The organism is Pallidibacillus pasinlerensis, from assembly GCF_009996845.1.
GTDB classification, from domain to species: Bacteria; Bacillota; Bacilli; order Bacillales; family Caldibacillaceae; genus Pallidibacillus; species Pallidibacillus pasinlerensis.
In genome coordinates this window covers 1-26,090 of sequence record NZ_JAACYS010000044.1, presented here as the reverse complement: position 1 = coordinate 26,090, position 26,090 = coordinate 1, and the positions used below count along the sequence as shown (strand labels likewise).

General features: G+C 33.3%; 33 protein-coding genes, 2 pseudogenes and 2 riboswitches. Of the genes and pseudogenes, 9 read left to right on the top strand and 26 right to left on the bottom strand.

The features are described from left to right. Window positions 1-195 precede the first annotated feature (195 nt). Together GW534_RS10115 and GW534_RS10110 are read left to right on the top strand one after the other, a co-directional pair. Window positions 196-366, top strand: a complete 171-nt coding sequence (locus GW534_RS10115; RefSeq protein WP_161920894.1) for a hypothetical protein — start codon at window positions 196-198, stop codon at window positions 364-366. A gap of 97 nt (window positions 367-463) precedes the next feature. Then, the gene (locus GW534_RS10110) at window positions 464-979 is read left to right on the top strand and encodes a gamma carbonic anhydrase family protein (RefSeq protein WP_161920893.1); all 516 of its coding nucleotides are present in this window, start codon (window positions 464-466) and stop codon (window positions 977-979) included. A gap of 99 nt (window positions 980-1,078) precedes the next feature. Here the strand turns inward: GW534_RS10110 and GW534_RS10105 are convergent, their stop codons facing one another. Beyond that, complete coding sequence (locus tag GW534_RS10105) at window positions 1,079-1,732, bottom strand: carboxymuconolactone decarboxylase family protein (protein ID WP_161920892.1); 654 nt, start codon at window positions 1,730-1,732, stop codon at window positions 1,079-1,081. Between the two features lie 221 nt (window positions 1,733-1,953). Between GW534_RS10105 and proC the strand changes: the two genes are divergently transcribed. Continuing rightward, on the top strand, window positions 1,954-2,751 hold the full coding sequence (gene proC, locus GW534_RS10100; protein ID WP_161920891.1) for a pyrroline-5-carboxylate reductase: 798 nt from the start codon (window positions 1,954-1,956) through the stop codon (window positions 2,749-2,751). Between the two features lie 63 nt (window positions 2,752-2,814). On the opposite strand, the gene GW534_RS10095 is transcribed toward proC, so the two are convergent. The 7 genes and pseudogenes from GW534_RS10095 to GW534_RS10065 form a co-directional block, all read right to left on the bottom strand. Beyond that, complete coding sequence (locus GW534_RS10095) at window positions 2,815-3,459, bottom strand: SDR family oxidoreductase (RefSeq protein WP_161920890.1); 645 nt, start codon at window positions 3,457-3,459, stop codon at window positions 2,815-2,817. Window positions 3,460-3,634: 175 nt separating this feature from the next. After that, complete coding sequence (locus GW534_RS10090; RefSeq protein WP_161920889.1) at window positions 3,635-3,925, bottom strand: hypothetical protein; 291 nt, start codon at window positions 3,923-3,925, stop codon at window positions 3,635-3,637. Between the two features lie 165 nt (window positions 3,926-4,090). After that, window positions 4,091-4,582 carry a L,D-transpeptidase family protein gene (locus GW534_RS10085; protein ID WP_161920888.1) on the bottom strand — a complete coding sequence of 164 codons (492 nt, stop codon included), beginning with the start codon at window positions 4,580-4,582 and terminating at the stop codon, window positions 4,091-4,093. Between the two features lie 188 nt (window positions 4,583-4,770). Further along, complete coding sequence (locus GW534_RS10080; RefSeq protein WP_161920887.1) at window positions 4,771-5,046, bottom strand: amphi-Trp domain-containing protein; 276 nt, start codon at window positions 5,044-5,046, stop codon at window positions 4,771-4,773. A gap of 181 nt (window positions 5,047-5,227) precedes the next feature. Next, window positions 5,228-5,764, bottom strand: a complete 537-nt coding sequence (locus tag GW534_RS10075; RefSeq protein WP_161920886.1) for a VUT family protein — start codon at window positions 5,762-5,764, stop codon at window positions 5,228-5,230. 30 nt (window positions 5,765-5,794) lie between these two features. Further along, window positions 5,795-6,280 carry a preQ(1) synthase gene (gene queF / locus GW534_RS10070; protein ID WP_161920885.1) on the bottom strand — a complete coding sequence of 162 codons (486 nt, stop codon included), beginning with the start codon at window positions 6,278-6,280 and terminating at the stop codon, window positions 5,795-5,797. Window positions 6,281-6,384: 104 nt separating this feature from the next. Next, a riboswitch (PreQ1 riboswitch) is annotated at window positions 6,385-6,430 on the bottom strand. 102 nt (window positions 6,431-6,532) lie between these two features. Further along, window positions 6,533-6,930 (bottom strand): annotated as a pseudogene (locus GW534_RS10065) (VOC family protein). Between the two features lie 275 nt (window positions 6,931-7,205). Here GW534_RS10065 and GW534_RS10060 point away from each other — a divergent pair. The 4 genes from GW534_RS10060 to GW534_RS10045 all read left to right on the top strand — a co-directional run bounded on the left by GW534_RS10060 (window position 7,206) and on the right by GW534_RS10045 (window position 9,139). Then, entirely contained in the window at window positions 7,206-7,385 is a 180-nt protein-coding gene (locus tag GW534_RS10060; protein WP_161920884.1) for a hypothetical protein, read from the top strand. 136 nt (window positions 7,386-7,521) lie between these two features. Next, complete coding sequence (locus tag GW534_RS10055; protein WP_161920883.1) at window positions 7,522-8,274, top strand: (S)-benzoin forming benzil reductase; 753 nt, start codon at window positions 7,522-7,524, stop codon at window positions 8,272-8,274. 42 nt (window positions 8,275-8,316) lie between these two features. Then, window positions 8,317-8,775: a PH domain-containing protein gene (locus GW534_RS10050; RefSeq protein ID WP_161920882.1), complete on the top strand. Its 459-nt coding sequence runs from the start codon at window positions 8,317-8,319 to the stop codon at window positions 8,773-8,775. Between the two features lie 34 nt (window positions 8,776-8,809). Then, window positions 8,810-9,139: a DUF3784 domain-containing protein gene (locus GW534_RS10045; protein ID WP_202630893.1), complete on the top strand. Its 330-nt coding sequence runs from the start codon at window positions 8,810-8,812 to the stop codon at window positions 9,137-9,139. Between the two features lie 55 nt (window positions 9,140-9,194). Here GW534_RS10045 and GW534_RS10040 read toward each other — a convergent pair whose 3' ends face one another. Next, entirely contained in the window at window positions 9,195-9,749 is a 555-nt protein-coding gene (locus tag GW534_RS10040) for a DJ-1/PfpI family protein (RefSeq protein ID WP_161920881.1), read from the bottom strand. A gap of 139 nt (window positions 9,750-9,888) precedes the next feature. On the opposite strand from GW534_RS10040, the gene GW534_RS10035 reads away from it, so the two are divergent. Continuing rightward, window positions 9,889-10,749: a fructosamine kinase family protein gene (locus GW534_RS10035; RefSeq protein WP_161920880.1), complete on the top strand. Its 861-nt coding sequence runs from the start codon at window positions 9,889-9,891 to the stop codon at window positions 10,747-10,749. A 54-nt stretch (window positions 10,750-10,803) separates the two neighbouring features. Here GW534_RS10035 and GW534_RS10030 read toward each other — a convergent pair whose 3' ends face one another. Continuing rightward, window positions 10,804-11,418: an NADPH-dependent FMN reductase gene (locus tag GW534_RS10030; protein ID WP_161920879.1), complete on the bottom strand. Its 615-nt coding sequence runs from the start codon at window positions 11,416-11,418 to the stop codon at window positions 10,804-10,806. 327 nt (window positions 11,419-11,745) lie between these two features. Here GW534_RS10030 and rlmN point away from each other — a divergent pair, with 327 nt between their 5' ends. After that, the gene (rlmN, locus tag GW534_RS10025) at window positions 11,746-12,807 is read left to right on the top strand and encodes a 23S rRNA (adenine(2503)-C(2))-methyltransferase RlmN (protein ID WP_161920878.1); all 1,062 of its coding nucleotides are present in this window, start codon (window positions 11,746-11,748) and stop codon (window positions 12,805-12,807) included. Window positions 12,808-12,897: 90 nt separating this feature from the next. On the opposite strand, the gene GW534_RS10020 is transcribed toward rlmN, so the two are convergent. The 16 genes and pseudogenes from GW534_RS10020 to GW534_RS09950 form a co-directional block, all read right to left on the bottom strand. After that, complete coding sequence (locus tag GW534_RS10020; protein WP_161920877.1) at window positions 12,898-13,176, bottom strand: hypothetical protein; 279 nt, start codon at window positions 13,174-13,176, stop codon at window positions 12,898-12,900. 191 nt (window positions 13,177-13,367) lie between these two features. Then, entirely contained in the window at window positions 13,368-14,168 is an 801-nt protein-coding gene (locus GW534_RS10015) for a MerR family transcriptional regulator (RefSeq protein ID WP_161920876.1), read from the bottom strand. A 105-nt stretch (window positions 14,169-14,273) separates the two neighbouring features. Then, entirely contained in the window at window positions 14,274-15,014 is a 741-nt protein-coding gene (locus GW534_RS10010; RefSeq protein ID WP_161920875.1) for an ABC transporter ATP-binding protein, read from the bottom strand. After that, a complete protein-coding gene (locus GW534_RS10005) occupies window positions 15,007-15,777 on the bottom strand; it encodes an ABC transporter permease (protein WP_161920874.1) in 771 nt (256 codons plus the stop codon). Before GW534_RS10005 ends, GW534_RS10010 begins: the two co-directional genes overlap by 8 nt. Beyond that, window positions 15,777-16,067: a thiamine-binding protein gene (locus GW534_RS10000; RefSeq protein ID WP_161920873.1), complete on the bottom strand. Its 291-nt coding sequence runs from the start codon at window positions 16,065-16,067 to the stop codon at window positions 15,777-15,779. The genes GW534_RS10005 and GW534_RS10000 overlap by 1 nt, the downstream gene beginning before the upstream one ends. A gap of 21 nt (window positions 16,068-16,088) precedes the next feature. Next, window positions 16,089-17,087, bottom strand: coding sequence for an ABC transporter substrate-binding protein (locus GW534_RS09995; RefSeq protein WP_161920872.1), 999 nt, complete (start codon window positions 17,085-17,087; stop codon window positions 16,089-16,091). Between the two features lie 216 nt (window positions 17,088-17,303). Continuing rightward, window positions 17,304-17,412: riboswitch (TPP riboswitch) on the bottom strand. Between the two features lie 1,382 nt (window positions 17,413-18,794). Further along, window positions 18,795-19,082 (bottom strand): annotated as a pseudogene (locus tag GW534_RS16455) (C40 family peptidase); the annotation flags it as partial. A 12-nt stretch (window positions 19,083-19,094) separates the two neighbouring features. Next, window positions 19,095-19,253 (bottom strand): LysM peptidoglycan-binding domain-containing protein, encoded by a 159-nt coding sequence (locus tag GW534_RS16450; RefSeq protein ID WP_246204071.1) that lies wholly within the window; start codon window positions 19,251-19,253, stop codon window positions 19,095-19,097. A gap of 63 nt (window positions 19,254-19,316) precedes the next feature. Further along, complete coding sequence (locus GW534_RS16805) at window positions 19,317-19,745, bottom strand: LysM peptidoglycan-binding domain-containing protein (RefSeq protein WP_312854656.1); 429 nt, start codon at window positions 19,743-19,745, stop codon at window positions 19,317-19,319. 67 nt (window positions 19,746-19,812) lie between these two features. Continuing rightward, on the bottom strand, window positions 19,813-20,328 hold the full coding sequence (locus GW534_RS16690; protein WP_161920870.1) for a LysM peptidoglycan-binding domain-containing protein: 516 nt from the start codon (window positions 20,326-20,328) through the stop codon (window positions 19,813-19,815). A 77-nt stretch (window positions 20,329-20,405) separates the two neighbouring features. Then, window positions 20,406-21,233 carry an SDR family oxidoreductase gene (locus tag GW534_RS09975; protein ID WP_161920869.1) on the bottom strand — a complete coding sequence of 276 codons (828 nt, stop codon included), beginning with the start codon at window positions 21,231-21,233 and terminating at the stop codon, window positions 20,406-20,408. Window positions 21,234-21,245: 12 nt separating this feature from the next. Continuing rightward, window positions 21,246-21,596, bottom strand: coding sequence for a DUF6176 family protein (locus tag GW534_RS09970; RefSeq protein WP_161920868.1), 351 nt, complete (start codon window positions 21,594-21,596; stop codon window positions 21,246-21,248). 19 nt (window positions 21,597-21,615) lie between these two features. Then, window positions 21,616-22,377 (bottom strand): DUF2087 domain-containing protein, encoded by a 762-nt coding sequence (locus GW534_RS09965; RefSeq protein ID WP_161920867.1) that lies wholly within the window; start codon window positions 22,375-22,377, stop codon window positions 21,616-21,618. Between the two features lie 123 nt (window positions 22,378-22,500). Beyond that, on the bottom strand, window positions 22,501-23,802 hold the full coding sequence (locus GW534_RS09960) for a PH domain-containing protein (RefSeq protein ID WP_161920866.1): 1,302 nt from the start codon (window positions 23,800-23,802) through the stop codon (window positions 22,501-22,503). A gap of 183 nt (window positions 23,803-23,985) precedes the next feature. Beyond that, the gene (locus GW534_RS09955) at window positions 23,986-24,477 is read right to left on the bottom strand and encodes a PH domain-containing protein (RefSeq protein ID WP_161920865.1); all 492 of its coding nucleotides are present in this window, start codon (window positions 24,475-24,477) and stop codon (window positions 23,986-23,988) included. A 99-nt stretch (window positions 24,478-24,576) separates the two neighbouring features. After that, window positions 24,577-25,785, bottom strand: coding sequence for a TraB/GumN family protein (locus GW534_RS09950; protein ID WP_161920864.1), 1,209 nt, complete (start codon window positions 25,783-25,785; stop codon window positions 24,577-24,579). Window positions 25,786-26,090: the final 305 nt, after the last annotated feature.

Below are 26,090 nucleotides of genomic sequence, written 5' to 3'. Positions count from 1 at the left end.
GGACAAATTTAAATTAATTAAATATGTGTATCAATTTTACTAGAGAATGCGTCAACGTTGCTTACACCTTTGAATTCTGATTGACCCATTAGTTTTTCAACTATTTTATTAAAATTTATTTATCACTACTACAAATTTTAGGATACTAATAGTATTATAATTTCTAAATATTATGCTTGAAAGAAGAGGATAAAAATGAAAAATCGTCTCAAGGAACCTCAAGACCATGATTTTTCATACATTATATATTTTCTAGCCATTGTATTTACAATTGCCTGGTTAATTGAACCAGATTCAATAATTTTTATTTTAGCAATTACGTTTCTAACTATTCATTTATTTTCACAATCTAATAAAAAGAAATAGGGGAATTAAATATTATTTCTGTTAAGTCTTGTTACTTGCTGAATATTCTGGCAAATACTATGATAGAATTAGTAAATATTTTATTGAGGTGATAACTTTGTTCATACCATATGGAGACAAAACACCAAAAGTAGATGATTCCGTTTTTGTTGCACCAGGATCTTATTTAATTGGTGATGTTACTGTAGGAAAAGAAAGTACAATTTGGTTTGGCGCCGTATTACGTGGCGATGAAGGACCTATCAAAATCGGTGAAAGATGTAGTATTCAAGATAATGCGACAATCCATTTATATGAAGGTCATCCAGTCAAAATTGGAAATAATGTTACTGTTGGTCATAATGCAATTTTACACGGTTGTACAATTCATGACAATTGTATCATCGGAATGGGATCAACGATTTTAGATGATGCAGAAATTGGTGAGGAATGTATAATCGGAGCGAATACTTTAATCACATCAGGTAAAAAAATACCACCGCGTTCTCTTGTCGTTGGTTCTCCAGGAAAAGTTGTGAGAGAATTAACGGATAAAGACTTAGAACTAATTAGAGAATCATATAAGGTTTACGTTCAAAAAGGGATAGACTATAAAGAAATTCTCGAAAAATAGGAATAGGTGTCTAGTTCATTAAAAAAATTAAAACGTTCAAATCTTTTAAAAGAAAAAGAACTGCATCCTTAAAAAATGCAGTTCTTTTTTGTACTAATATTAACTTTCGTAGCTTTCAATCATTACTGCCATATGAGCATATGCTCCACCAGCTCGAAGTGCAGAAGAAACCATAATTGCTTCAGCTAATTGTTCGTCTGTTGCACCTAGACGTTTCGCATTTTTTGTATGAACATCAATACAATATGGACATTGAGTCGCTGTTGCAACGGCTACTGCGATGATTTCTTTGAACTTGCTACTTAATTTACCCTCTGCCACTGCTTTTGCACTGAAGGCTTTATAACCGTTAAATGCATCTTTAGCAAGCTCACCTAATTTTCCTAAACTTTGTAAGTTAGAACGAGCATATAATACATCTGATGAATCCTTTTTATTTGCATTATGTACATGTGTACTATGAGTTACGGCTCCCCCTGCTTCTATTGCTGAGACAACAAACACCGCTTCTGTTAACTCTTCTAAAGTCGCTCCTGCCTTTTTCGCTTTTTTAGTATGAATATCAATACAGAACGGACATTCTGTTACATGGGCAATTGCAACTGCAACAATTTCCTTTTCTTTTACTGATAATGACCCTTCTTGAAATACTGCTTGATCAAACTCTTGAAAAGCTTGTAATTGTTCTGGAGCTAAATCTTTAATTTTCGCAAAATGTTTTACTGAATCTTTTGAATAAAAATTCGAAGACATATTTATCCCTCTTTCCTTAATTTTTTTATATTATTACATCAGTTTTTGGTAATAGCAAAAGGAATGCTCAAATTAAAACAACTATTTATAGTAAAACTATATTATAATTTTATTCTAAAATTTATTTACGAATAAATTTCCCTACATCATATATTGCTATCATTCTTTTACTATATTAAAATAGTCTTCATATAGCTACTTCATAGGAGAGGAACTTCATTATGTTACAAAAAATCGGTTTTATCGGTTGTGGAAATATGACTAAAGCATTGATTAGCGGTATGGTTCAATCGGGTTCTATAAATCCTGAAAACATTATCGCATCAAATCCTTCAATGCCGAACTTAAATGAAGTAAGTGAAAAGTTTAACATTAATATTACGCAAAATAACTTAACAGTTGCAGAAAATAGTGATATCGTTTTTCTAGCTGTAAAGCCAAATAAATATGAAACTGTTATTGAAGAAATTCGTGAATTTTTACGTGAAGATTCAATATTCGTTACCATCGCTGCAGGCATATCGATTTCCGAATGTGAGAATCTCTTTAATAAAAAATTAAAAATTGTTAAAGCTATGCCAAATACACCGGTTGCTGTAGGCGAAGGAATGATTGCTTTATCCTTTAATGATCAATTTACCAACGAAGAAAAAAATAATGTTGAATCCTTATTTAATTCCTTTAGTAAAACAGTTGTAATTGATGAAAGTATCATGAATATTGAAAGTGCAATCGGTGGGTCAGGTCCTGCCTTTGTATATGTATTTATCGAAGCTTTGGCTGATAGCGCAGTGATGTACGGTATGCCACGACAAATGGCATATAAAGTTGCAGCCCAAACTGTTCTAGGTTCTGCAAAAATGGTGCTTGAATCTGGAGATCATCCAGCAAAATTAAAAGATGATGTATGTTCACCAGGTGGGACAACTATTCAATCAATCGCTCGTTTAGAAGAAAATGGTTTCCGTCATTCTATTTTACAAGCAGTTAAAGCTAATATTGATAAGTTAAATTCGTAATAAGTAAAGGCTATTCTATATTTAATTTCTTTTAGAATAGCCCTTTCAATCTATATAAAAATTTTAAAGATTTGCAATCGCTTCTGAAATTGACACGTCACCCGATACTAAATCAAAGGAGCGACGCACAGTTTTTGGATTACGTAATACTTCAACAATAGTGCTCGCAACATCTTCACGTGGCACTGATCCTCTTTCAAGTGATTCTCCAATTTGAATGTTACCAGACCCCGGTTCATCTAACAATGCACCTGGTTTTACAATTGTATAATCTAAATCACTATCCATCAAAATCCGATCTGCATAATGTTTAGCTACATAGTAGTGTTTAATTTTCATACTCCATTTTTCACGATTATTTGCTTGTAAAGCACTTACCATCACAAAACGCTTAACACCCTTTGCTTCGGCAGCTTCTATCGTTTTTACAGCGCCATCTAAGTCAACAGTTAAAGTTTTGTCTGGTCCAGTTTTTGAACCAGATCCAGCTGTAAATACTACCGCATCGCAACCATCCATCGCATTACCAATATGTTCAACCGTTCCTTCTAGATCTGTAACAACAGCATCTACCCCACGTTCCTTTAGTGCATTTGCCTGTTCTTCTGAACGGACCATTGCACGAACTTGAAATTCCTTTTCATTTTGTAATTTATTCACTAAGATGCGACCAATTTTACCATTTGCACCAACTACTAAAACTTTCATAGTTCTACCCCTTTCACATATTTCTATAATCAATTTACCAACTATGCAATTCTATTTCTATTTTTTTGATTAGGATTAAGATTAAAATGAGATTATATCATCAAAGAAAATTAATAATAATGTTATGTAAACTTATATATCAAAAAAAAAGCCAGGTAACCCTGCCTTTTCATTTTTACTTCATTGAGTTTTTTACATTTTTAATAATTATGTCCACAAGATCAATGTTATTATCGATAATATTTAGACGATGACGGGATGTCATTGTCCATTCTTGATTATTGTGCATCGAGGCAAAGACATGTGTTATATTAAATGAATATTTATTATATAATTGAACCATTACATATGTACTTCGAACATGTTTACCTTCTTTTTCTAAAATACCTGCGATATCTTCTTTTAACCAGTCTGGTGCATTTTCAACCGCTTTTTGACACATTAATTCATAATCTGTTGTATTCATTACATCATCTCCTAAATCATAACCTCATAAATACTAGTATACATTGATGGGCAAAAATAATAATTATTTTAAGTGATTTTTATTCCTTATAATAATAACGGATAAAAATTTTTATCTAGTAATGTGAATCAATTTAAATGCTCCTACATGAACCTTTTGTGAACATTAATAAATTGTCACTAAAGTTCCTATTGGTATCGTTCGTGCTAATTCTTCGACATCCTTATTATACATCCGGATACAACCTCTAGAGACTGCTTTGCCAATCGATGTTAGATCATTTGTACCGTGAATACCATAATGTTCCTTTGATAAACTCATCCACATTGTACCAAAAGGACCACCAGGATTCGGCGCTTTATTAATAATGACATATTGACCGGTTGGTGTACCATGTAACATTCTTCCTACGGCAATCGGATAATCCTTCTGTAAAACATTATTTCTGTATAAACGTAATACGCGATTTTGTCTATTAACTTCAATACGATATGGAAGTGTATTCGGATCTGGTAATCCAGGAATAACAATTGTTTGTCCTGGATATATCATATTAGGGTTAACTGTTGGATTTGCTTGTAATAGAGTAGCTAATGGGATTCGATAGTCTCTTGAAATTTGATATAGTGTCTCCCCTGCCTTTACTATATGATTCATCGCACTCCTCCCTAAATAACATAATTATTTGATTACTAATCTATATTAAATATTAATACCTTCATTCCTATCATAATGAAGATTCGTCATTAATATAACTAAAATTAGTAAGATTATGATAACTTTAAAAATGTTTATTTACTTTTTAGATAAAAAAACAGGACTGTAGATAAACAGTCCTTACATTTTTATAAAATTTTCATCGACTTTTTTCCTTGTCCTTCATACCAATCGAACTCAATTTCAAAGGAGTGTTTATCGCCTTTTACTTCGTACTTAAATTCAACCTTAATATCATCGGATGGATTAATTACAATTTCTTCATTTCCTTGCATAAATACAAATTCCTGTTCTTCTCTTAATCTTTTCGCAATCGTTTCAAGTGTTGTTACAAATTGGTGGAGATTTTGGTTTTCCTTATGTTTCAACAAAACTTGTGTCCTTGTCTGTTGTTGTTGTTGCATAATACCACCTCCCTACTATTATTTTACCAAATAAAGAAAAATAAAGATAGAGAGTTCACGAATGATTCTATATTATACAAAAAATTATAACATTTTTATACCACTTTATTGAAAAGCCTGTTTTCCACTAAGAATCACTTGGATTTTTATAATTGTGGAAAACAGACTAACCTTATACTTCTTATAGAGCTTCTTTAAATTTAGGTATTTTGATTGCTTGATATAATACAAGGGCGCCGATAGCTTGTAAACCGATTTTAGCAAGTAGCTGACCCATGATTGCGTTTGGTACTAGTTCCCACGGTAGGAATCCAGCACCAAGTGGGCTCATTCCGATAACTACAAATACTACTGAATCTAAAGTTCCGCCAACTACACCACTAATGAACACACGTTTTATAAATGCCGATTTCATTCGCGTATAAATTTCCGTATCACACACTTCAGAAATTATAAAGGAAACCGCTGATGCGAAAACAATCATTAACGTATCGCCAAGCATATATGATGCAATTGCTGATAAAACGAGTGCTAATGTAATAAACATATATGTTCTTTTACGACCATATTTATTTTGAACTAAATCTCTAAAAATAAAGGTTGCTCCAATTAAAAAGGAGCCAACTGGGAAAAACAATGCACCTAGGGCAATCGGTGGAAATTTCGCCGTTAATACGTTAGCTAAAATGATGGCTGATAAATATAAAAATATTCTCATGATGTCCTCTCCCTTTTCCAGAATCCAAAACTAGCGGTTATCCACTTTTTCCGGATTTAAGTCATGATTCATCATACGGTAATTTGCCATTTCTTCATATTTCGTACCTGGTTTTCCGTAGTTGCAATATGGATCAATCGAAATTCCACCCCGTGGTGTGAATTTTCCCCATACCTCGATATAACGAGGATCTAATAGTTTTATTAAATCGTCCATGATAATATTGACACAGTCTTCGTGGAAATCTCCATGATTACGGAAACTAAATAAATATAGTTTTAAAGATTTACTTTCTACTAATTTTTTATCCGGAATATAGGAAATATAAATTGTCGCAAAATCCGGTTGATTAGTAATTGGACAAAGACTTGTAAACTCTGGACAATTAAATTTCACGAAATAATCACGCTCTGGATGTTTGTTTTCCACCGCTTCCAGTACTTCAGGTGAATATTCGTACACATATTTCGTCCCTTGATTACCTAATAATGTTAAACCTTCTTTTTCTCTTCCCATAAAAAAATCCTCCTTTTAAATTTTGCAGGAGGAGGTTCACATAACGAGATTAACTTCGGATACAAAATAAAAAGCCACGTCCTATGGACATGGCGTAATATGTATGATCCATAGTTTTTTATAGAGGGTTTCGCTATGAACCTCTCCCGGCTAAACGGGTTATTTAGTTTACAACAATTCATATTATATGTTCAGCACTTTTATGTCAAGAATAAACAACTAATCATTTTTTGAGTTTTCGACAGAAATTTGTCATATTAAACCGTATTTATCTTTTACTTGACCGTAAGCTTCACTCCATGCCGTTGCTTCTAAAGGTAAAACTACTTCTCCACCTTCTTTTAGACGATCAAATATTGTTTTTGCTTTAGCTTTATCATCTAAAACAATGGCATATTTAAATGTGAACCAACTTCATACGGTTCATTTGGTAAATTATCAGAAATCATTAACTCTGAATTTTCAATACGAAGTTGCGCATGCAAAACGAGACTTTTCATTTCTTCTGGAACTTTAAACTCTGGGTTATCTGGAAGATCGCCATAAGTTTGGAAATTTGCAAGTTGTGCATCTAGCGCTTCTTGATAAAATTTAACCGCTTCTTGACCGTTTCCATTCGTTATGATGTATGGAATTAAACTTAGTGTCACTTCATCATAATATAACAGTAAAAGCATTTCCCGTTCATAATGTTTTCATACAAAAACAGCAATTCTGCTTCATTACTCTCCTTTAGATTCTAAAATAGATTTTACCGTTTTCAAATTGTTTATACCATTTTCAAGCTCTTGTTCAGTAAAACTAACGGTTACATAGTCATATTTGAAGTGGTTTTCTTTAATTTCTTTCTTATTTTCAAATTGTAGTACATATATTAAATTGTATAAAGAATAGTATTTTAAAATAATAAGCAGGTGAACATTTCATGAAGTACGAATGGCGGAAAATGGATAAAGAACTTTACTTACCAAAAGTGAAACCAACTATTTTACTTGATGAGGAAAAACAGTATTTTACCGTTGAAGGAAAAGGTAATCCGAACAAAGATGAATTTTTAAAAAGGATATTGAATTATTATATGCCCTATCGTACCAAATTCGCATGATGCCAAAAAGCGGATTTACCCCGGAAGGTTATTATGGATTTGACAGCGTGCTTGGAGAAATTTCTTCAAGCACGATTTATTTTTCACACAATTTTTGCGATAATGAAAATAGAAATGGCTATGGAGGGATGTTGAATTGAATACATATATAATTACAGGTGCATCACGAGGAATTGGTTTTGCACTTGTAAAACAATTAATTACAGAAGGAAATGAGTTAGTTTGTGTAGCAAGAACGAAAAATAACGAACTAATAGAACTTGCAAACATGAAAAACGTACCATTAACCTTTTTACAATGTGATTTAGCAAACAGTCAAGAAGTGGCAAGTTTAATGGACAAAGTTGTCCAAATATTAAATAATACACCGCAATCCGTTACCTTAATCAATAACGCAGGTGTAATCGAACCGATTGGTCGGGCTGAAAATAATAATCCCAAAAAAATCGCAACAAATATTGCTGTAAACTTAACCGCACCGATGATCTTAACATCCACATTTATCAATGTTTTTCGCGATACAAAGATTGATAAAAAAGTCATTAACATCTCTTCAGGGGCAGGTAGAAGAGCTGTTTCCGGCTGGAGCAGTTATTGCACAAGTAAGGCAGGATTAGATCATTTTACAAGAGTTATAGACTTAGAACAACAAGAAGAACCATATGGTGTAAAAGCGATTTCCTTAGCACCAGGCATCATTGATACCGAAATGCAAGCGACCATCAGACAATCCAATAAAAAGGATTTTGATAGTGTAGAAACATTTATTCAATATAAAGAAAAAGGTGATTTAAGTTCACCGGAAGAAACGGCAAAAAAGATTATTTCCATTATGAATCGAAAAGATTTCAAGTCCCTTGATCCGATATTACATATTCGCGACTTTTAGTTGTAAATCCAACTAAACATTTTATGGCGAGGTGAAGCTCAAATGACCTTTAAGTCGAAAAGAGATTTACCTGTATTTTTATTGTTAGTTGCCAGTATTATTGTCATAGCTATTGCTTTATTAACTCCTGTTGTTTTGCATATTATAAGCACTGATGCAATCGATTGGATATTAGTGATTTTATTAATTATTGGTTTTGCTATTGTTTCAGGCATTTTAATCTGGAACTATTTCGATATTTATTATGAATTTCGTGATGATTATTTGATTGTAAAAAACGGAATTTTTAAAAGTAAAATCCCTTACAATACGATAAAAAAAGTTAAGGCTACTAAGCGAATGTTTACGGGTTACCGCACGAACTCATCACGGGATGCATTAGAAATTGAATATTCTTATGGTATGGGAAGTGTAATTATTTCACCAGAACACAAAGACAAATTTATTGCAGAATTAATGAATCGTTCCCCACAAGCTGTCTTCTACACGTCGAACAATTAAAATTCCTTATAATTTCTGGAAGGAGTGAATTTTATTGGGAGAAATAATTGGTCTATTTGTTGTTTTAATCATTTTCCTGATCGCCGCTATATTTCTATCTTTCGGAAAAGGCGCTTTTTTAATCGCAGGTTATAATATGATGTCGAAAAATGAAAAACAAAAATATGATGAAGTTGCGCTCTGTAAATTTGTGGGAAAAATTATGTACGGGATCTCTTTTTGTCTCCTCCTTTTTATATTAAGTGAAATATATCAAAATACTATTTTATTAATTATAGGGATTGTATTAACGATATTTTTTAGCATTTTCGGTATTATCTATATGAATACGGGCATTCGGTTTAAAAAGAATGAACAATCGTAATAAATAGTAAAAGGTCTCTCTACTTAATTCGTAAAGAGACCTTTTTTGTGTAAGTTTATTTATTCAATAGTTTCAAAAACTCACGCATAAATACAGGTAAATCAGGCCAAGCATGGGCGGACACTAAGTTGTCATCAACATGATAAGTAGCATCACTAACATATGTTCCGCCAGCAAGTTCTACGCCCGGCTTACATGCAGAATATGCAGTTAAAGACCTTCCTTTAATCACTTCAGGGATGGCTTCAAAAATTTGTGACGCATGGCAAATAGCAGCGATTGGCTTATTTTCCGCAAAAAAATGTTTCACGATTGATTGTACATTTTCATCCAGACGAAGATATTCAGGTGCTCTTCCACCAGGAATAACAAGTCCATCAAACTCAGCAGGATTTACTTCACTAATTAACGCATTCGGTTCGATTAAATACGCTTGTTTTTCCTCATATGTATCCCAACCAGTAAAGTCATGAACAACCGTTTGTAATTTTTCCTTTTTAGGTGCAGCGATTGTTACATCGTAACCTTCTTCAAGTAAACGATAATAAGGATAATAAATTTCTAACGCCTCTACTGCATCTCCAGCAAGAAGTAAAATTTTTTTACTCATTTCGCATCCCCCTTATTAATAGCATCCAAATTTAGTATATTTGCAAGATTAACAAAATACAACTGATTTGCATTGTCAATTTGTATTATTTCTATTAATGTATATTTAGGATGAAAATAATAGCAAAGTAGGGAGAAATATGAAAGACATCTTCGTACGAGCATTACATTCAATAAATGATCATTCCACATTAATTGATTTTCGACCTGTATCCGGCGGAGATATTAATGAAGCATACATACTGAGAACGGAAAAACAAGAATATTTTTTTAAATATCGTAAAAATCCACCGGAAAACTTTTTCAAATTAGAACAAACAGGATTGGAAACGATTAAGATAACAAATACAATCGCCGTACCTACTGTTTTTGCACGGGAAGAAAATGGGCGATATGGTTATTTATTAATGGAATGGATTGAAGGTAAAAGAACAAATATAACCAGTGAAATGCTCGGAAGGAATTTGGCAGCAATGCATCAATGGACAGGTCATGGTTTTGGTTACTCTGAAGATACATATATAGGTACGCTGATACAACCTAATGGCTTTTATGATAATTGGATAGATTATTATCGTGAGCGGAGACTTTTACCGCAAATGAACAAAGCTTATGAAAATCAATATTTTTCACTTGAATTTCGAAAAAAATGCGAAAAATTGCTTGAACAATTAGATAAATGGTTACCTTATAAAATTATACCTTCCCTATTACACGGAGACTTATGGGGAGGTAATTGGATAACGGGTAAAAATGGTACACCTTATTTAATTGACCCTTCAATTTTATATGGGGATTATGAATTTGAAATCGCATTTACAGAGCTTTTCGGTGGCTTTCCGAGAAAGTTTTATCAAGCCTACAATGAAGTTATGCCCCTATCTCCAGAGTATCCGGAACGAAAACCACTTTATCATCTTTATTATCTACTAGTCCATTTAAATTTATTTGGAACGAGTTATTTAGGTTCTGTAGCTAGAATAGTCAATCATTATATCTAACAAAAAATGCCTGGAACTATGCCCAGGCATTTTTTCTATTAATTAATTTTTATATTAACGAACTGTTTTAAGAGCACGGCTCCAGTTAATAACTTGGTCTAACATACCGTTGATGTTTTCATCATGGTAAGCAGCTGGTTTGAATTCACTCATGTTTTCGAAATCAGACATTAATGAGAATGTTACAGCTGTACGAACTGTAGCTACTTGAAGTTCAGCTAAGATTAAACGTAATTGTTCGTGAGCGCGAGTTCCACCTAAAGAACCGTAACCTACGAAACCTGCAGCTTTGTTGTTAACTTCTGCATTTAAGTAGTCGATTGCGTTTTTAAGAGCAGCTCCGGGTGCATGGTTATATTCAGGAGTTACGAATACATAACCGTCGAATGAAGCCATTTTTTCAGACCAAGCTTTTGCAGCTTCTTGTTGAGCTTCAGTTGTTTTTGCATCATATAAAAATGCTAAATCGTAATCAGCGATATCAACGATTTCGTAAGTAACACCTTCATCGTTACGTGCTACTGCTTTATCGAATACATATTTAGCAACTGCTTCAGCGTTACGACCTCCACGGTTACTTCCAATTACTACTGCAATTTTAATATTTTCTACTGTCATTGTAGTTTCCTCCTTTTGATCTGTACCAAATAATTTACTGAAAAATCCCATGGTATAATACTCCTCGAATCATATTATTTCATTTCAAATATCACAAATTCGTAATACTTGAAATCTATAATCCCAATACTAACATGATGAAAATGTTTATGCAAGCATTTTGTTAAAATATTTTTTTGAAAACATTTTCATTTTAATTGAAACTTTGGTATATAGTGGATATAAGAAACTGAAATTATAAATGCATTTGATATACTAATGTTTCGGAAGACTTCATTCATTTAAGTGAAATTTCTAAAAAACGATAACAACTAGCATTCTTAATGATTTTTCGCTACAATAAAATTTATGAAATGATGAAGGAAAAGAGGGTCTTAAATGTATAAAAAATCCATTTACGGATTAACAATAGAAGAATTGCAAGATTGGATGGTCGAACACGGTCAAAAGAAATATCGTGCAGAACAAGTTTGGGATTGGATTTATTCAAAGCGTACAACAAGTTTTTACGATATGAAAAATGTAAATAAAGAAGCGATTGAACTTTTAGATAATCATTTTGATATTAGTACATTAAATCAACAAATTAAACAAGAATCAAAAGATGGTACGGTAAAATTTTTATTTCAATTAAAAGATGGCAATATTATTGAAACGGTATTGATGAGACAACATTACGGATTATCCGTTTGTGTAACGACTCAAGTAGGTTGTAATATCGGTTGTTCCTTCTGTGCAAGTGGTATTTTACGAAAAAATCGTGACTTAGATTCCGGTGAAATTGTAGAACAAATTATGCAAGTTCAACGTCATCTTGATGGTGTTGGTAAAGATGAACGAGTTACCCATGTCGTTGTAATGGGAATTGGTGAACCACTAGATAACTTTGAAAACTTAGTGAAATTCTTACGCGTAATTAATCATCCGAAAGCATTCGGTATCGGTGCAAGACATATTACCGTTTCAACAAGTGGTATTGTTCCGAAAATCTATGAGTTTGCTGATTTGGATTTACGTGTGAACTTAGCTGTTTCCTTACACGCGCCGAATAATGAATTACGTTCACAAATTATGAAAATCAATCGTGCATTCCCTATCGAGAAATTATTTGATGCAATTAAATATTATTTATCGAAAAAGAATCGCCGTATTACATTTGAATACATTTTGTTAGATGATGTAAACGATCATGTAGAAGAAGCTGAACAACTTTCTGCATTATTAAAAGATATTAGTAAATTAGCCTATGTAAACTTAATTCCTTACAACCCTGTGAGTGAACATATTCAGTACAAACGTAGTAAAAAGGAAAATATTTTAAGATTTTATGATACATTAAAGAAAAATGGCATTAACTGTGTCATTCGTCAAGAATTAGGTACAGATATTGATGCTGCCTGTGGACAATTACGTAGTAAACAATTGAAAAAAGCGAACTAATAAATTTACTTGCAAATCCTCAATTTAAAATACTATTTCAGCCAAATAAACAAAGGGCAAGACCGAATGAATAACGGTTCTAGCCCTATTTTATCCTCTAATTTCACTTAAAATAATTTCTTCTATTTGAGATTTTAATTGTAATTGCTTACGTGGATACAATTTAAGTCGTTTTACATTTGTGCGGCCGATATGATTACGAATCGTTTCATTATCTTCAATTAATTTGCGAAACTGTTCTACCTCGTAAATCTCTTTAAACCAAGGAAAATCTAATAAAAGTGTGATATTTTCGTTAATTTCCTCTTCAGTTGGTTCTTTAACAGGTCGAAATAAATTTAATAAATATTCAGTGATCGTTGGAATCAAAAACACCTCCAAATCTACTTATATATTAAAATAATAATTATTATGGCGATATTTCGCAACGAAAAAGCAAATGCTTGAAAAGATGTGCATTTGCCTTTCAGTTTAGTAGATTAATGAGAGACATTTTTAATGGGTTCTTGCTCATTTTTGTCCTTCGCTGTTGAAAGCATTTAAAATATATTCAAAAAAGCTTACTCTTCATTACTATCATCAATTTCTTGTTCCGCATATTTTGTCATATAATATTCAATCACTTGATCAAACCATTTCTCTTCTTCTTTAGTGAATGGAGAAGGTGCAATGTTTTGTAATTGTTTAAAATCCAGATTTTCTAAGTCTTCCGCTTCGACTTTCCCAGCGAAAACTTCCATAACGTCTTCATCAATATAATTCATCGCATATTGATAACATTCTTCAACTAGAGCCATTACTTCAGGACTATCTACCGGTTTTCCGTATAATTCCTTTAATTTTTCAGAAAACTCAACAAACCCCTTATTTATATCATCCCGTTTTGTATCAATTTTTTCATAAAATTGGTCCAAAGCCTCTTTATCAATATATTGTTCTAGCCATTCCTTTTGTTTGTCTTCTGTTTGTAAACTATAGATAAGACTCATTAAGATGGTGCTATCGATTTCTCCTTTATCTTTTAACAGCTCAATCGTTTGATTAAGAGTATTAATATTTTTTTCTAAACTTTTCATTTGTTGTAACATAATTTCTTTTTGCAATTGAAAAGCATCCAATAAACTATGAGTTGAATTTGTCTCCTTTAACAATTCTTTTATTCGATCTAAACTAAATCCTAAAGATTTAAAACTTATAATTTTGTATAAAGTAATTAATTCCTTTTCTTCGTATTGCCGATGACCTGATTTTTCATTTTTAGCGGGTGTCAGTAAGCCAACCTCATCATAATAATGTAGTGTTCGAACTGATACCCCGGTTTTTTCAGATACTTCTCCAATTGAATAATATTTTTTACTCATTATCGCAAAACCCTCCTAAATATTTGAAGTGGATCCACTCGCTTAATTATAGAATACATCCTCACGTTACTGTAGGTGCAAGAGGGTTTTTAAAAAAATCTTTAGTTATAAGGAATATTGTTTTATTTCACGATAAATGTCCTGTTTCCATTTTAAAAACTCAGCTGAATAAAGCATTTCTTCTGTTCTCGGTCTTTTAAATGGAACGATGAACTCTTTTTGAACAGAGGCAGGTTTATTTGATAAAACAAGGATTCGATCAGATAAATATAATGCTTCGTCAATATTATGCGTTATAAAAAGAATTGTACGTTTATATTGTTGCCATACAGATAATAACCAATTTTGCATCTCAAAACGCGTGAATTCATCTAGTGCTGAAAAGGGCTCATCTAAACATATGAGGGATTGAGGACTTAGTAAACTACGAATAAATGAGACACGTTGCTTCATTCCCCCCGATAATTCGTGAGGGTAATGTTTTTCATATCCTTTAAGTCCTGCTTTTCCAAGCATTTCAAGAGCCTTCTTCTCATCACGTTTACCTGCAATCTCTTGACCGAGTAAAACGTTGTCCAATATAGTTCGCCAAGGCATCAGTGCATGACTTTGAGGCATATAACTAATGGAGCCTCGCTTTCCTGTTATTTCTTTTCCATCTAATAAAATTGAACCTTCATCTGGAATGAGAATCCCACCAATTAAGTTAAATAGTGTACTTTTCCCACTACCGGATGGGCCTAATATTGAAATAAATTCTCCTTCTTCAGCCGTAAACGTTATATCATCAAGAATTTTTTGGCTTCCAAAGGATATACTTAAATGATTAATCTCTAATTTACTCATGAGACTTCCCCTCCTTTGGCCGCCAACGTATCATCTTCTTTTCTAATAACATGATAAGACCTAACAATAAAAGACTTAAAATGACGATTAAAATAATAGCGACAAAAACACGATCCGTTCGGAAAGAAGATTGGGATAATTGCATATACACACCAATTCCTTTACTTGCACCAAGCCATTCTGATATAACTGCCCCCATTACACTATAGGTAGCAGAGATTTTTATTCCTGAAAATAATGATGGTAGTGCATTTGGCCATTCTAACTTCCAAAAAATTTGTTGTTTCGTTGCCCCCGCCATCTTCATATAATTCATAACATCTCGGTCACTTTGGCGGAACCCATCTAACAACGAAATTGTTATTGGGAAAAAGCAAACTAATATAATTACGAAAATTTTTGGTAACATGCCAAAGCCAAACCAAATTACAAGTAATGGTGCTAAAACAATCGTCGGTATATTTTGTGAAATGATAAGAATTGGATAAAACGCTTGTCTTAAAAATGGAACAATATGTAGAATGATACCTGTTACTATTCCGACTGTACAACCGATGGCAAGACCTATAATACATAATTGAATCGTTGGCCAAAGATGTTCCAAATATACATCGGTTCCATGAATCAATTCATTAAAAATTTGCGATGGCGCAGGCAATAACCATTGCTCAATCTCTAAAATTTTTACACTAAACTCCCATATGATGAATAAAAGGACGAGGACCAAAGTTGGTCGCCATCCTTTTTCTACTAATGTTTTCATTATCGATATTTTTCAGTCAATTGATCCATTGACGCCCCTTCTGGATTGAAATAAACCTTTATTTGTGAAATGACACTTGGAGAACCAAGTTCAACCATTCTCTCATTCATTTTTTCGATAATTTCCAGCAACTCTGGTAAATCCCCTTCCATTGTCGTTTCAAGGGGATTTACTTGATATTTAACGCCAGAATTTATAATTATTGAAATTGCTTCATCAATATATGGAATATGGTCCTCGCCATTTTTCGTACGTGGGATAATTTGAATACTTACTAATGCATTTGCCATAATCTATTTGCCTCCTGTTCTTTATTCAGGTAAAAATTCGTTTGTAAATGCTTTCTCTGCCTCTAATTGTTTATCCATTAATTCATTTTCATATAACCAGTCTGCATAGTTTTCCCATACTTCTAATTTTTGTTCACCCCAGCGAGGTGCATCATCTTGATATTTTGGTGATAACCATTCTTGACTTTTCTTAACTAATTCAGCATCTAATTCTGGTACAGCTTCAATTAAAATATCAGCAGCTTCAGCAGGGTTTTCAATAGCAAATTCATAACCTTTTGTTACCGCAGCTAAAAACTTACGAACCGTTTCTGGATTATCAGCTATATGATCTTCATTTGTAATAATTACTGGCGTATAGTAATCAAGCTTCTCACTATAATCAGTTAAGTAAATCATATTGATTGGAATATCCCGAATTTCTGCTTCAATCCCTGTCCATCCATAATAAATCCAGAAGAAATCAATATTTTGTTCAAGAGCTGTAAAAAAGTCTGTATTTCCAACATTAATAATTTCAACTTCATCAATATTTGCATCTTCTTGTTTCATGATTGATTCAATAACAGCTGCTTCAATTGGTGAACCCCAACCACCATATGTTTTTCCTTCAAAATCTTTTGGTGAGGTAATATTTTGTTCTTTTAATGATGCAAATCCCGATGTATTATGCTGAATAATTGCTGCGATCGATACTAACGGAATATCTTGAGTTCGTGCAAGGGTTACACCTTCTTGGTAACTAATACCAAAATCCGCTTGACCTGAAGCGACTAAATTTTCGGCAGTTGCTTCTCCAGGCATAATAATTTCAACATCAAGTCCTTCTTCTTCAAAATATCCTTTATCTTGAGCAACATACAATCCAGTATGGTTTGTATTTGGTGTCCAGTCTAAAACTAATTTTACTTTTTCTAACTCATCATTTGATTTACTATCGTTTGAAGATTCGTCTTGTCCATTCCCGACACAACCGGTAAGTAATACAAGACAGAGTAGCAAAGATAAAAGTTTCTTCATTCGATTTCCCTCTCTTTATGTTGATTGTTTTTATATTTTGCTAAAAATACCATAACTAACCATAGTTTGAGGAAAACCAATGAAAATTGGAGAAAGCATACTGGTTTAAACGGGGATAAGGGAGTAGGGATTGATAAGTGGTTAACAAAATCTTTTACTCTATTAAATAAAAAGCCCTAGGAACAACCTAGGGCAATTACATATCATATGTAAATATATTTACATAAGTATGTTCCCTACGCTGGTATTAACCAGATCAGGTTCAAGGGTCTGCATCTATCGGATGCACTCTCAACCAGCTCCACTGGTTCCCCTACAAACTTATTATTAATTATGATATTTTCTACTTATTAGTTTGCCATAATATTTAACTAATGGCAACATATTCGTTTGGAAGTACTTCCTTATATTAACTTAGTTATGTTTCTCGAGGACATTTCTACCATGATTTCTACCATTTTGTCTGCGAGACGAGCTCTCGAGGACATTTCAGCTTTGATTTCAACTCGTTTTGTCTGCGAGACGAGCTCTCGAGGACATTTCAGCTTTGATTTCAACTCATTTTGTCTACGAGACGCATTCTCGAGGACATTTCAGCTTTGATTTCAACTCATTTTGTCTACGAGACGCATTCTCGAGGACATTTCAGCTTTGATTTCAACTCATTTTGTCTACGAGACGCATTCTCGAGGACATTTTGACCATGATTTCAACTCGTTTTGTCTACGAGACACCTTCTCGAGGACATTTTGACCATGATTTCAACTCGTTTTGTCCGCGAGACGCATTCTCGAGGACATTTCGGCTTTGATTTCAACTCATTTTGTCCGCGAGACGCATTCTCGAGGACATTTCTACCATGATTTCAACTCATTTTGTCTACGAGACGCATTCTCGAGGACATTTCGGCTTTGATTTCAACTCATTTTGTCTACGAGACGTGCTCTCGAGGACATTTTGACCATGATTTCAACTCGTTTTGTCCGCGAGACGCATTCTCGAGGACATTTCAGCTTTGATTTCAACTCATTTTGTCTACGAGACGCATTCTCGAGGACATTTCGGCTTTGATTTCAACTCGTTTTGTCTGCGAGACGCATTCTCGAGGACATTTCGGCTTTGATTTCAACTCATTTTGTCTACGAGACGTGCTCTCGAGGACATTTCAGCTTTGATTTCAACTCATTTTGTCTACGAGACGTGCTCTCGAGGACATTTTGACCATGATTTCAACTCGTTTTGTCTACGAGACGTGCTCTCGAGGACATTTCTACCGTGATTTCAACTCATTTTGTCTACGAGACGTGCTCTCGAGGACATTTTGACCATGATTTCAACTCGTTTTGTCCGCGAGACGCATTCTCGAGGACATTTCTACCGTGATTTCAACTCATTTTGTCTACGAGACGTGCTCTCGAGGACATTTTGACCATGATTTCAACTCATTTTGTCTACGAGACGTGCTCTCGAGGACATTTTGACCATGATTTCAACTCGTTTTGTCCGCGAGACGCATTCTCGAGGACATTTTGACCATGATTTCAACTCATTTTGTCTGCGAGACACCTTCTCGAGGACATTTTTACCATGATGTCAACTCATTTTGTCCGCGTGACCCGCTCTCAATGACATTTCATCAATAATCATTCCCCATTATGTCATCGAGATCCATTTGCTATCACATTCCCTAAAATTTCATGAGACAACCTACGTATAACCTTTCGCACCAATATATCGCAGAGACCAATATGGATTATCCATATCCGAAACGGTAATGCCTTTGGATGAACTGGCATGATGGAATTTACCGTCACCTAAATATATACCCGCATGTGAAGGACCTGCCTTATATGTTTCAAAGAAAACGATATCGCCTCGTTCTGGTGTAGAAACATGTGTACCCACATCATAAATCGTTTGTACTGTCCTTGGAATTTCAACACCGCCATGTAAAAATACATAATGTAAAAATCCACTACAATCAAAGCCCTGCGGTGAAGTTCCTCCCTATACGTAAGGCACACCTAAATATTGCATACTATTATTTATAATCGTTTCGACAACATTTACTGGCGGTGTGGGTGCCTTTTTAAATTCGCTTTCCCCACTTGATTTTAGTTTCAATTTTTGACCAACAAAAATATTGTCCGAAGACAATCCATTCATTTGTTTTATTTGTTGTACAGTTATTCCAAATTTTTTTGCACTAACCGATAATCAATCGCCCGATTAAACAGTGTATGTTTTTGGAGTTGTAGCAGGTGCCTTTGATTCTCCAGTGATTTTCAATGTTTGTCCAACATAAATATTGTCAGATGTTAAGTTATTTAGATCCTTTAATTGTTGAACCGACATGCCATAGTCTTTTGCGATTTTTGATAAACTGTCACCAGATTTAACAGTATATGTGGACGTAGCTTCAGTCGGTTCCGGTGTTGGCGACGGTATAGGAATATTCTCCGCTCCTTCTCCTGGAACCGTTAATGTTTGCCCAACATGAATCATATCAGAAGTTAATTGGTTTGCACTTTTCAATGCAGATACAGTCGTTCCAAATATCTTCGCAATTCCCGATAATGTGTCACCACTTACAACTGTATAACTTGAACCTGTTGGTTTTGGGTCTGAATCCTTAGGAGCTTCAACTTTGTCAGTTATTCAAGATGATTCAAATACATAATGAATTATCAATGTTTCACCAAGCTGAGTAGAATCAACTGCTTTATTATTTGCTTTGTTTAATGGCATCTATAGAAACACCTATTTTTTTGCTAAGACAGACGACCGTACGCATTGCTTTCGGAATAATTAATCGTTTCCCTACTTTTAAGGAATCAGACTGCAGATCATTCGCTTGTTTAATTGCTTGAACATTTGTATTAAATTTTTGTGATAATTTCCACAACGTGTCACCAGATGAAACTTTATAGTGGATATTTCCTTCGGTTTGGACTTGTGCCGTTTCATATTCAGCAGCTGCAGCTTCCTTTTTATCAAATATACCTAGGGGTAGTGCTGTTATCGCGATGCCACCAGCAATTACTTTAACAACTGTCACTTTTAATTTTGGATACTTATGTTTAATAAATTCCCTAGCGCTTTTTAACAGTTCTCCCTTTTTCTTCGGAATTTCTCCTAGTTCCGTACTAAACTCCGTTAATAAATCATCAACGTAAACGTGAAATTCATATTCACCTGGATTATTCTTTGACGGTTTTAATTCAAATTGTAAATAGTCCACTAATTCTATCCCCTTTCTCACACATACGATAGAATTAGTTTTTCAAAAATTTTAAATTGATACATCGACTCCAAGTTCTACTTTTTTATTTTCTTAATCGCAATTGTTTCAATCAACCACCACGGAACAAATGCCTTGGCCAAGGTAAGAAATCGTGTTCCCCCACCAATTGGATATCGTAATTTCGGTCGCTTTGTATGTATTATTTTTAAAATAAGTTGAACAACATGCATTGGATCTTGTGCATTCGATGCTGATTGTTCTGCTTGTTGAAGTAATTTTCTTTGAAATAAAGGCCGATCTTCATTATTATTAATCCGACTTAACCCCTTTTCCCAAATATTCGTTTGATAAGACGCTGGTTCAATAAGTGTAACCCATATATTTTCCTCTAATAGTTCTAATCTTAAACTTTCACTCCACCCTTCAAGGGCAAACTTAGATGATGTATATGGTGAAAGACCTGGAAAACCGAACAAGCCACTAACACTACTAATATTGATAATTTTTCCTCCCCCACTTTCTCGCAGTAACGGGAGAAATGTCCGGGTTACACGAATATGTCCGAAGACATTCGTTTGAAATTGTTCTTCCCATAATTTATCCGTAATCTCTTCAAAAAATCCACCTTGGGCAAAGCCAGCGTTATTAATTAAAACATCGATTTTTCCATATTGAGTCTTAACTCCTTCATATACCTTTTCCACTTCGACAGCTTTCGTAATATCCATTTGGACACATTTTATTTGATTTTCTACATTAGCCACTTTCGCTTTTTCAAGCAATTCATGACGATTATTTAAATTTCGCATCGTTGCAATAACGACGAATCCTGCTTTCGCTAATTCAATGGATGTTAATAAACCAAATCCACTATTCGTTCCAGTAATAACTGCAATTTTCAATTATACCTCTCCCTATTCTTTCTCCATTACATTCAGAATTTTTTTAGGTATCATCACTGTTTCTAACGTTAAATCAACCGGTTCAAAATTATAATCAATACATTCGCGCCAAAATTGTAAATGAACTTGATCAACCCAATGATCTGATTCTTCTACATTTATCCCACCTTCACCTTGAACAGAAAACCAATATAAATATTCAAAGGGACCGACTTTTTCTCTGAATATAGCTTCAACATACATTTTTTCATCTTCTAATGTAAGTAAGACTTTCTCCATATGCTCATTTAAAAAATTCATCCATTCATTAACACGAGCCTCTTTCCCTTGTTTGATGCGAAACTTTGATAATTCTACTTGCATGCCAATTCCCTCTTAATAATTAATCTTTAAGCCAATATTGCGATCCATCTTTACTACGTTCCATAAAACCATACTCAATGAAATATCGACGAATCGTAACAAAGTCGTCATAGACCGGTTTTATAGTTTCATTTATTTCTTTTTCCGTATAAATTTCATTTTTCTTAAAACGCTTTAGTAAATGTCTAAGGACAATTATTTTTCGCTTTTCTTTACTTGGAAATGTGCTAAGTGGGCCGTCTAGTCCATTTTTAAAATATGTTTCTAATACTTTTTTCTCTTCATCCTTTGTAATAACATAACGATCATCCACCATTGTCGCCCCCTTATGGATTGAAATGAGCTCATCATCATTTTTGTCTAAATGCTTTTTTAATGAGTTCATGATTGCTAAAAAAATTTTTGCTTGTTTCTCTTTCTCTCGTAATTTAAAGCGATGATTGCGAATCGTAGACGGACTTCCACCCTTTTGTTTTTGTACAATTTCTTTATCAGATAGACCCATATGTAAACATTGTAATAATTCCTTTTGTGTTTCAGTGAGACCTGTATATCGCTTATCTAAGTCAATTAAGTAAAGAAACATCGAAGTATGCTCGGCTTGGATATGTACTCTAATCGCTTTTCTAGCTTCATATAATTTATTTTCAAAGGGATAAATGACACCATCTTCAAAAACTTGATTACAGACGAGACAAATATAACCGTTCTTTTTTTCATCAAACAGAAAACCTTGTGTTAATTCGTCAACAGAAGCTTTTACCAAATATTCGTTATCCATATATAAACTTCCACCCCACCTAACCACTTTATATAAACATTATATAAATACGTTTATGTTTTTACAAACAAAAAATGTTACTGTTTACCAAAACAGAACAGTAACATTTTGTTTCTAAATATACTATTTTTCTAGTTGAACTTCCTTGCTACGTTTCATGTACCAATGATAAAATTCTGTTGCTTGTTCAATAGGAGCATCTTCAAAATATGAATCCGTAACAAGCGGTTTTGACCGATTTGATATTTTAAAAGTTGAAAGTCCAAATAGTTTTTGTAATTTTGATTGTTTTAGCTCGATTTCTATGACTTTACTTCTTTTTGAAATGATAAATATACTCCATATACTGCCGGACTTTAATTGAATAAATTCTCCATTTAATAAATAAAAGCTGTTTTTATAATCGATTATTCGATTGAGATAAATAAAAGCTAGAAAAACAATTGATATATACCATAGATTTTTAAAGAAATATAAAGTAATAATGGTGACGATAAGCCAAATATAACTTGGTCGAATCATGCGAAGTAACAATGCTTTTTTTGTTAATCGATGCATATTTTTATTGATCTTATAGTCTGGTAACATTTCTTCAATGATTGTAAAAGCAAGGTCAATGGGCATAAAAGGGAATAAACTATTTGTATTGTGCTCTGAGTCACCTGCTTCACCAGCTGTTACAAGTTTTACTTCTGCCAATCGTAAAATGCGTTTAATAATGGATTGTTCAATTTGGACAGCTTGGACTTTATTTTTATCAATGGAAAAATGAATTTCCTCTAGGACACCTTTCCTAATATAAATCGAATCTTTATCAGAATAGATCTCATATTTTCCATACTTTAAAAAGGTTCTCGCGATTCCAATTGTCACAGAAACTATAACTAATATCGTAATTAATATCGAAGTAATCAACCAAGATTGTGTAATGAAATGGAGAAAATCATTTGTTATGTCATCAACATTAAAGAACATATCTAAGTTATCATAGATCCCAAATATAATTGGAATGATGATCAGGAAGCTAAAAGACGTAAAAGATGCTTTTAGTAAATCTTTTTTCTCCGGTTTAAAAAGTAATGTTCCTTTTGTTATATATTCTTTCGTATTATGAACATTGACTAAGTCTTCATTCTCCGCTTCTAAAGAAGATTCTTGTCTTTCTTTTACAGTTAAGATCAATCTTTCTAATTGTTCAGCATCCTTCATTTTCAGTGCATCAAATTTAACAGAGCTATCCCCTCCGGCCAAACCGGTTTCTAAAGTTAACGTCGTACAGCCAAACATCTTATGTAAAATCGATTTCTGTTTATGGATATTTTGGATTTTATCAAAAGGAAGGATTTTGTCAGTTTTCTTAAACACACCTGTTTTTATTTGGATCGTTTCATCGAACACCGAGTAACGGAGTGTTATCCACTTCAAATTAAGATAAATAATCCGACCCAGAAAATAGATTAAAAATAAAATTTGCAAGGTTCGGATTAACAAAGACTCTGTTCCAGCATTAACAATATACAATAATATAATTGGGATAAAATTTTCTTTAATTAATTTCCATATTCCATAAATTATAAAAAATGGATGTAGTCTTTTTTCCTTTGACAACTATTCCACTTCCTTTATTTTCGCATAGTGGGCAATCGTATCACGAATTTCTTTTGCTTCTTGTTCAGTTAAACCCGGAATTTCGTGACTCGTACCCATTGTTCCAATTTTAATTGAAAAAAGCTTATATTTCCGAAGAATAGGACCTTGATACAATTCTACTGATTGCACTTTAGTCATTGGTACAACTTGATGGGTAACGGTAATAATCCCTTTTTTCATTTGAGCGAATTCTTCACTAATTTCATAACGCCAACTTTTTTGTAAATAGAAAGGTTTTACAAAAATCCCCCATAGTAGCCAAATACAACTTAAAACGAACAGAAAAATTAAGACAATCCCGATCCAGGGTGGCCAATTGAAAATCTTTTGCATTATATATAGTCCGATAATAATGAATAAGAAAATAGTTTTTCCGATTAGTTCCGAAATACGAATCACTTTTACATAGTCTTGTTCAATTTTCTGACTCGGTTCTGGTATATTTTCCAAACTTTTCACTCCCCCAATTAAGTTCTAAATAATATACGAATAAAAGTTTTAATAGTTCCCTTTTATAATATATTTTTCAAAGAAAAAAGCAGAATTTCACTAAAAATAATAGTGCAATTCTGCCTTAAAAACACCTACTTTTTTAATGTTTTTAAAGAATAAACGTAATACATCGGCTCCACTGATAAATGTTCCAAGGGAACCACCGAGATTTGATAATAGAATAATTAATAAAATCCTTGTTACTTTATTTCTCCAAAATCCTTTAACAGATGTTATGTCTTTTGATAGTGATTCAAAATCTTTCACATTAGGTCTTTTTACTAAAGCTTGAACAAATCCTGCAATGAAACCTACTGCAAGTACTGGATTCAGGGCGGTAAATGGCGCGGTAATAAACGCCGTAAGAATTGTTAATGGATGACCAAACGCAACTGCTGCTCCTATTGCAGCTAACGAACTATGCCAAAATATCCAACTCCACGTTTGTTGTAAGCCAATATCAGGGTTGGTAAAAAATGTATACGCAATGAGCGCGACAATGAATATAGGGATTGACCAACCAATAATTTTTGGCCATTTTGATTTTGGGGGCACCTTCGTTAATTCCTTTAAATTATGTCGTTTATGAATTTCTTTCGTAATTCCAGGTACGTGTGCTGCGCCGAGGACAGCAACAATTTTTTCACCTGGAGCACGTCTAATTTTTTCCGCCAAAAATTGATCCCGCTCATCGATTAATGGCTTTTTTAACTCCGGAAAATGCTCAGTAAATTCATTTAACACTGACGAAATCGTATCTTTCGATTTCATTTGTTCAAGTTCTTCTTCTGTAATTGTTTCTTTACTAAAGATGCTGTAAATAATTTCTGTAAGAAGTGTCATTTTTCCTTTAAAGCCGATATTAGCCCAAATTCTTGCAAAAGTTGTTTGGATATTACGATCTGCAAGAACTAGTTTCGCATCAATTTCTTTTGCAGATTCAATCGCCTGTATCATTTCTTGACCTGGTTTAATACCAAATTGATCAGCAATCCGTTTTTGAAAAGATGACAACGCTAAATTCATTAATAATAATGTTGTCTTTTTTTCTTTTATAACTTTAAAAATATCCATATCTTGCCATTTATTACCCTCTGTAATTGACTGGTAACGACCTTGGTCTAATTCAATGCATACTGAATCTGGTTGCTCAGCCTCAATAACTTCTTTTACTAATTCAGCACTATTTTTTGAGACATGTGCTGTACCAATTAATATGTATTCTTTTGTTCCGATTTGAATTCGTGTAATATTTTCTTCGTTCATTTTTACCTACCCTTTTACACACTTTTTAAAAATCAATAAATCATTATGTTTTTATCATAACGAAGTTTGAATGCCATGTGAATTATAATATACATTTTAAATGTAAAAAAACAACACAACACTTGTGAATTTTCTATAAAAACAGACGATTAAAACACCTTTCCGATATTATTATTTTAGTAAATCATTATTAAATTAGGGACGAATATCGTGACATACATTGAAAAAGGAAGTACTGAATATTTACAAGATAGTCTCGCGTAATTTATTGGTGGTTTCGTAACATTATTTAATTATATCGTTTT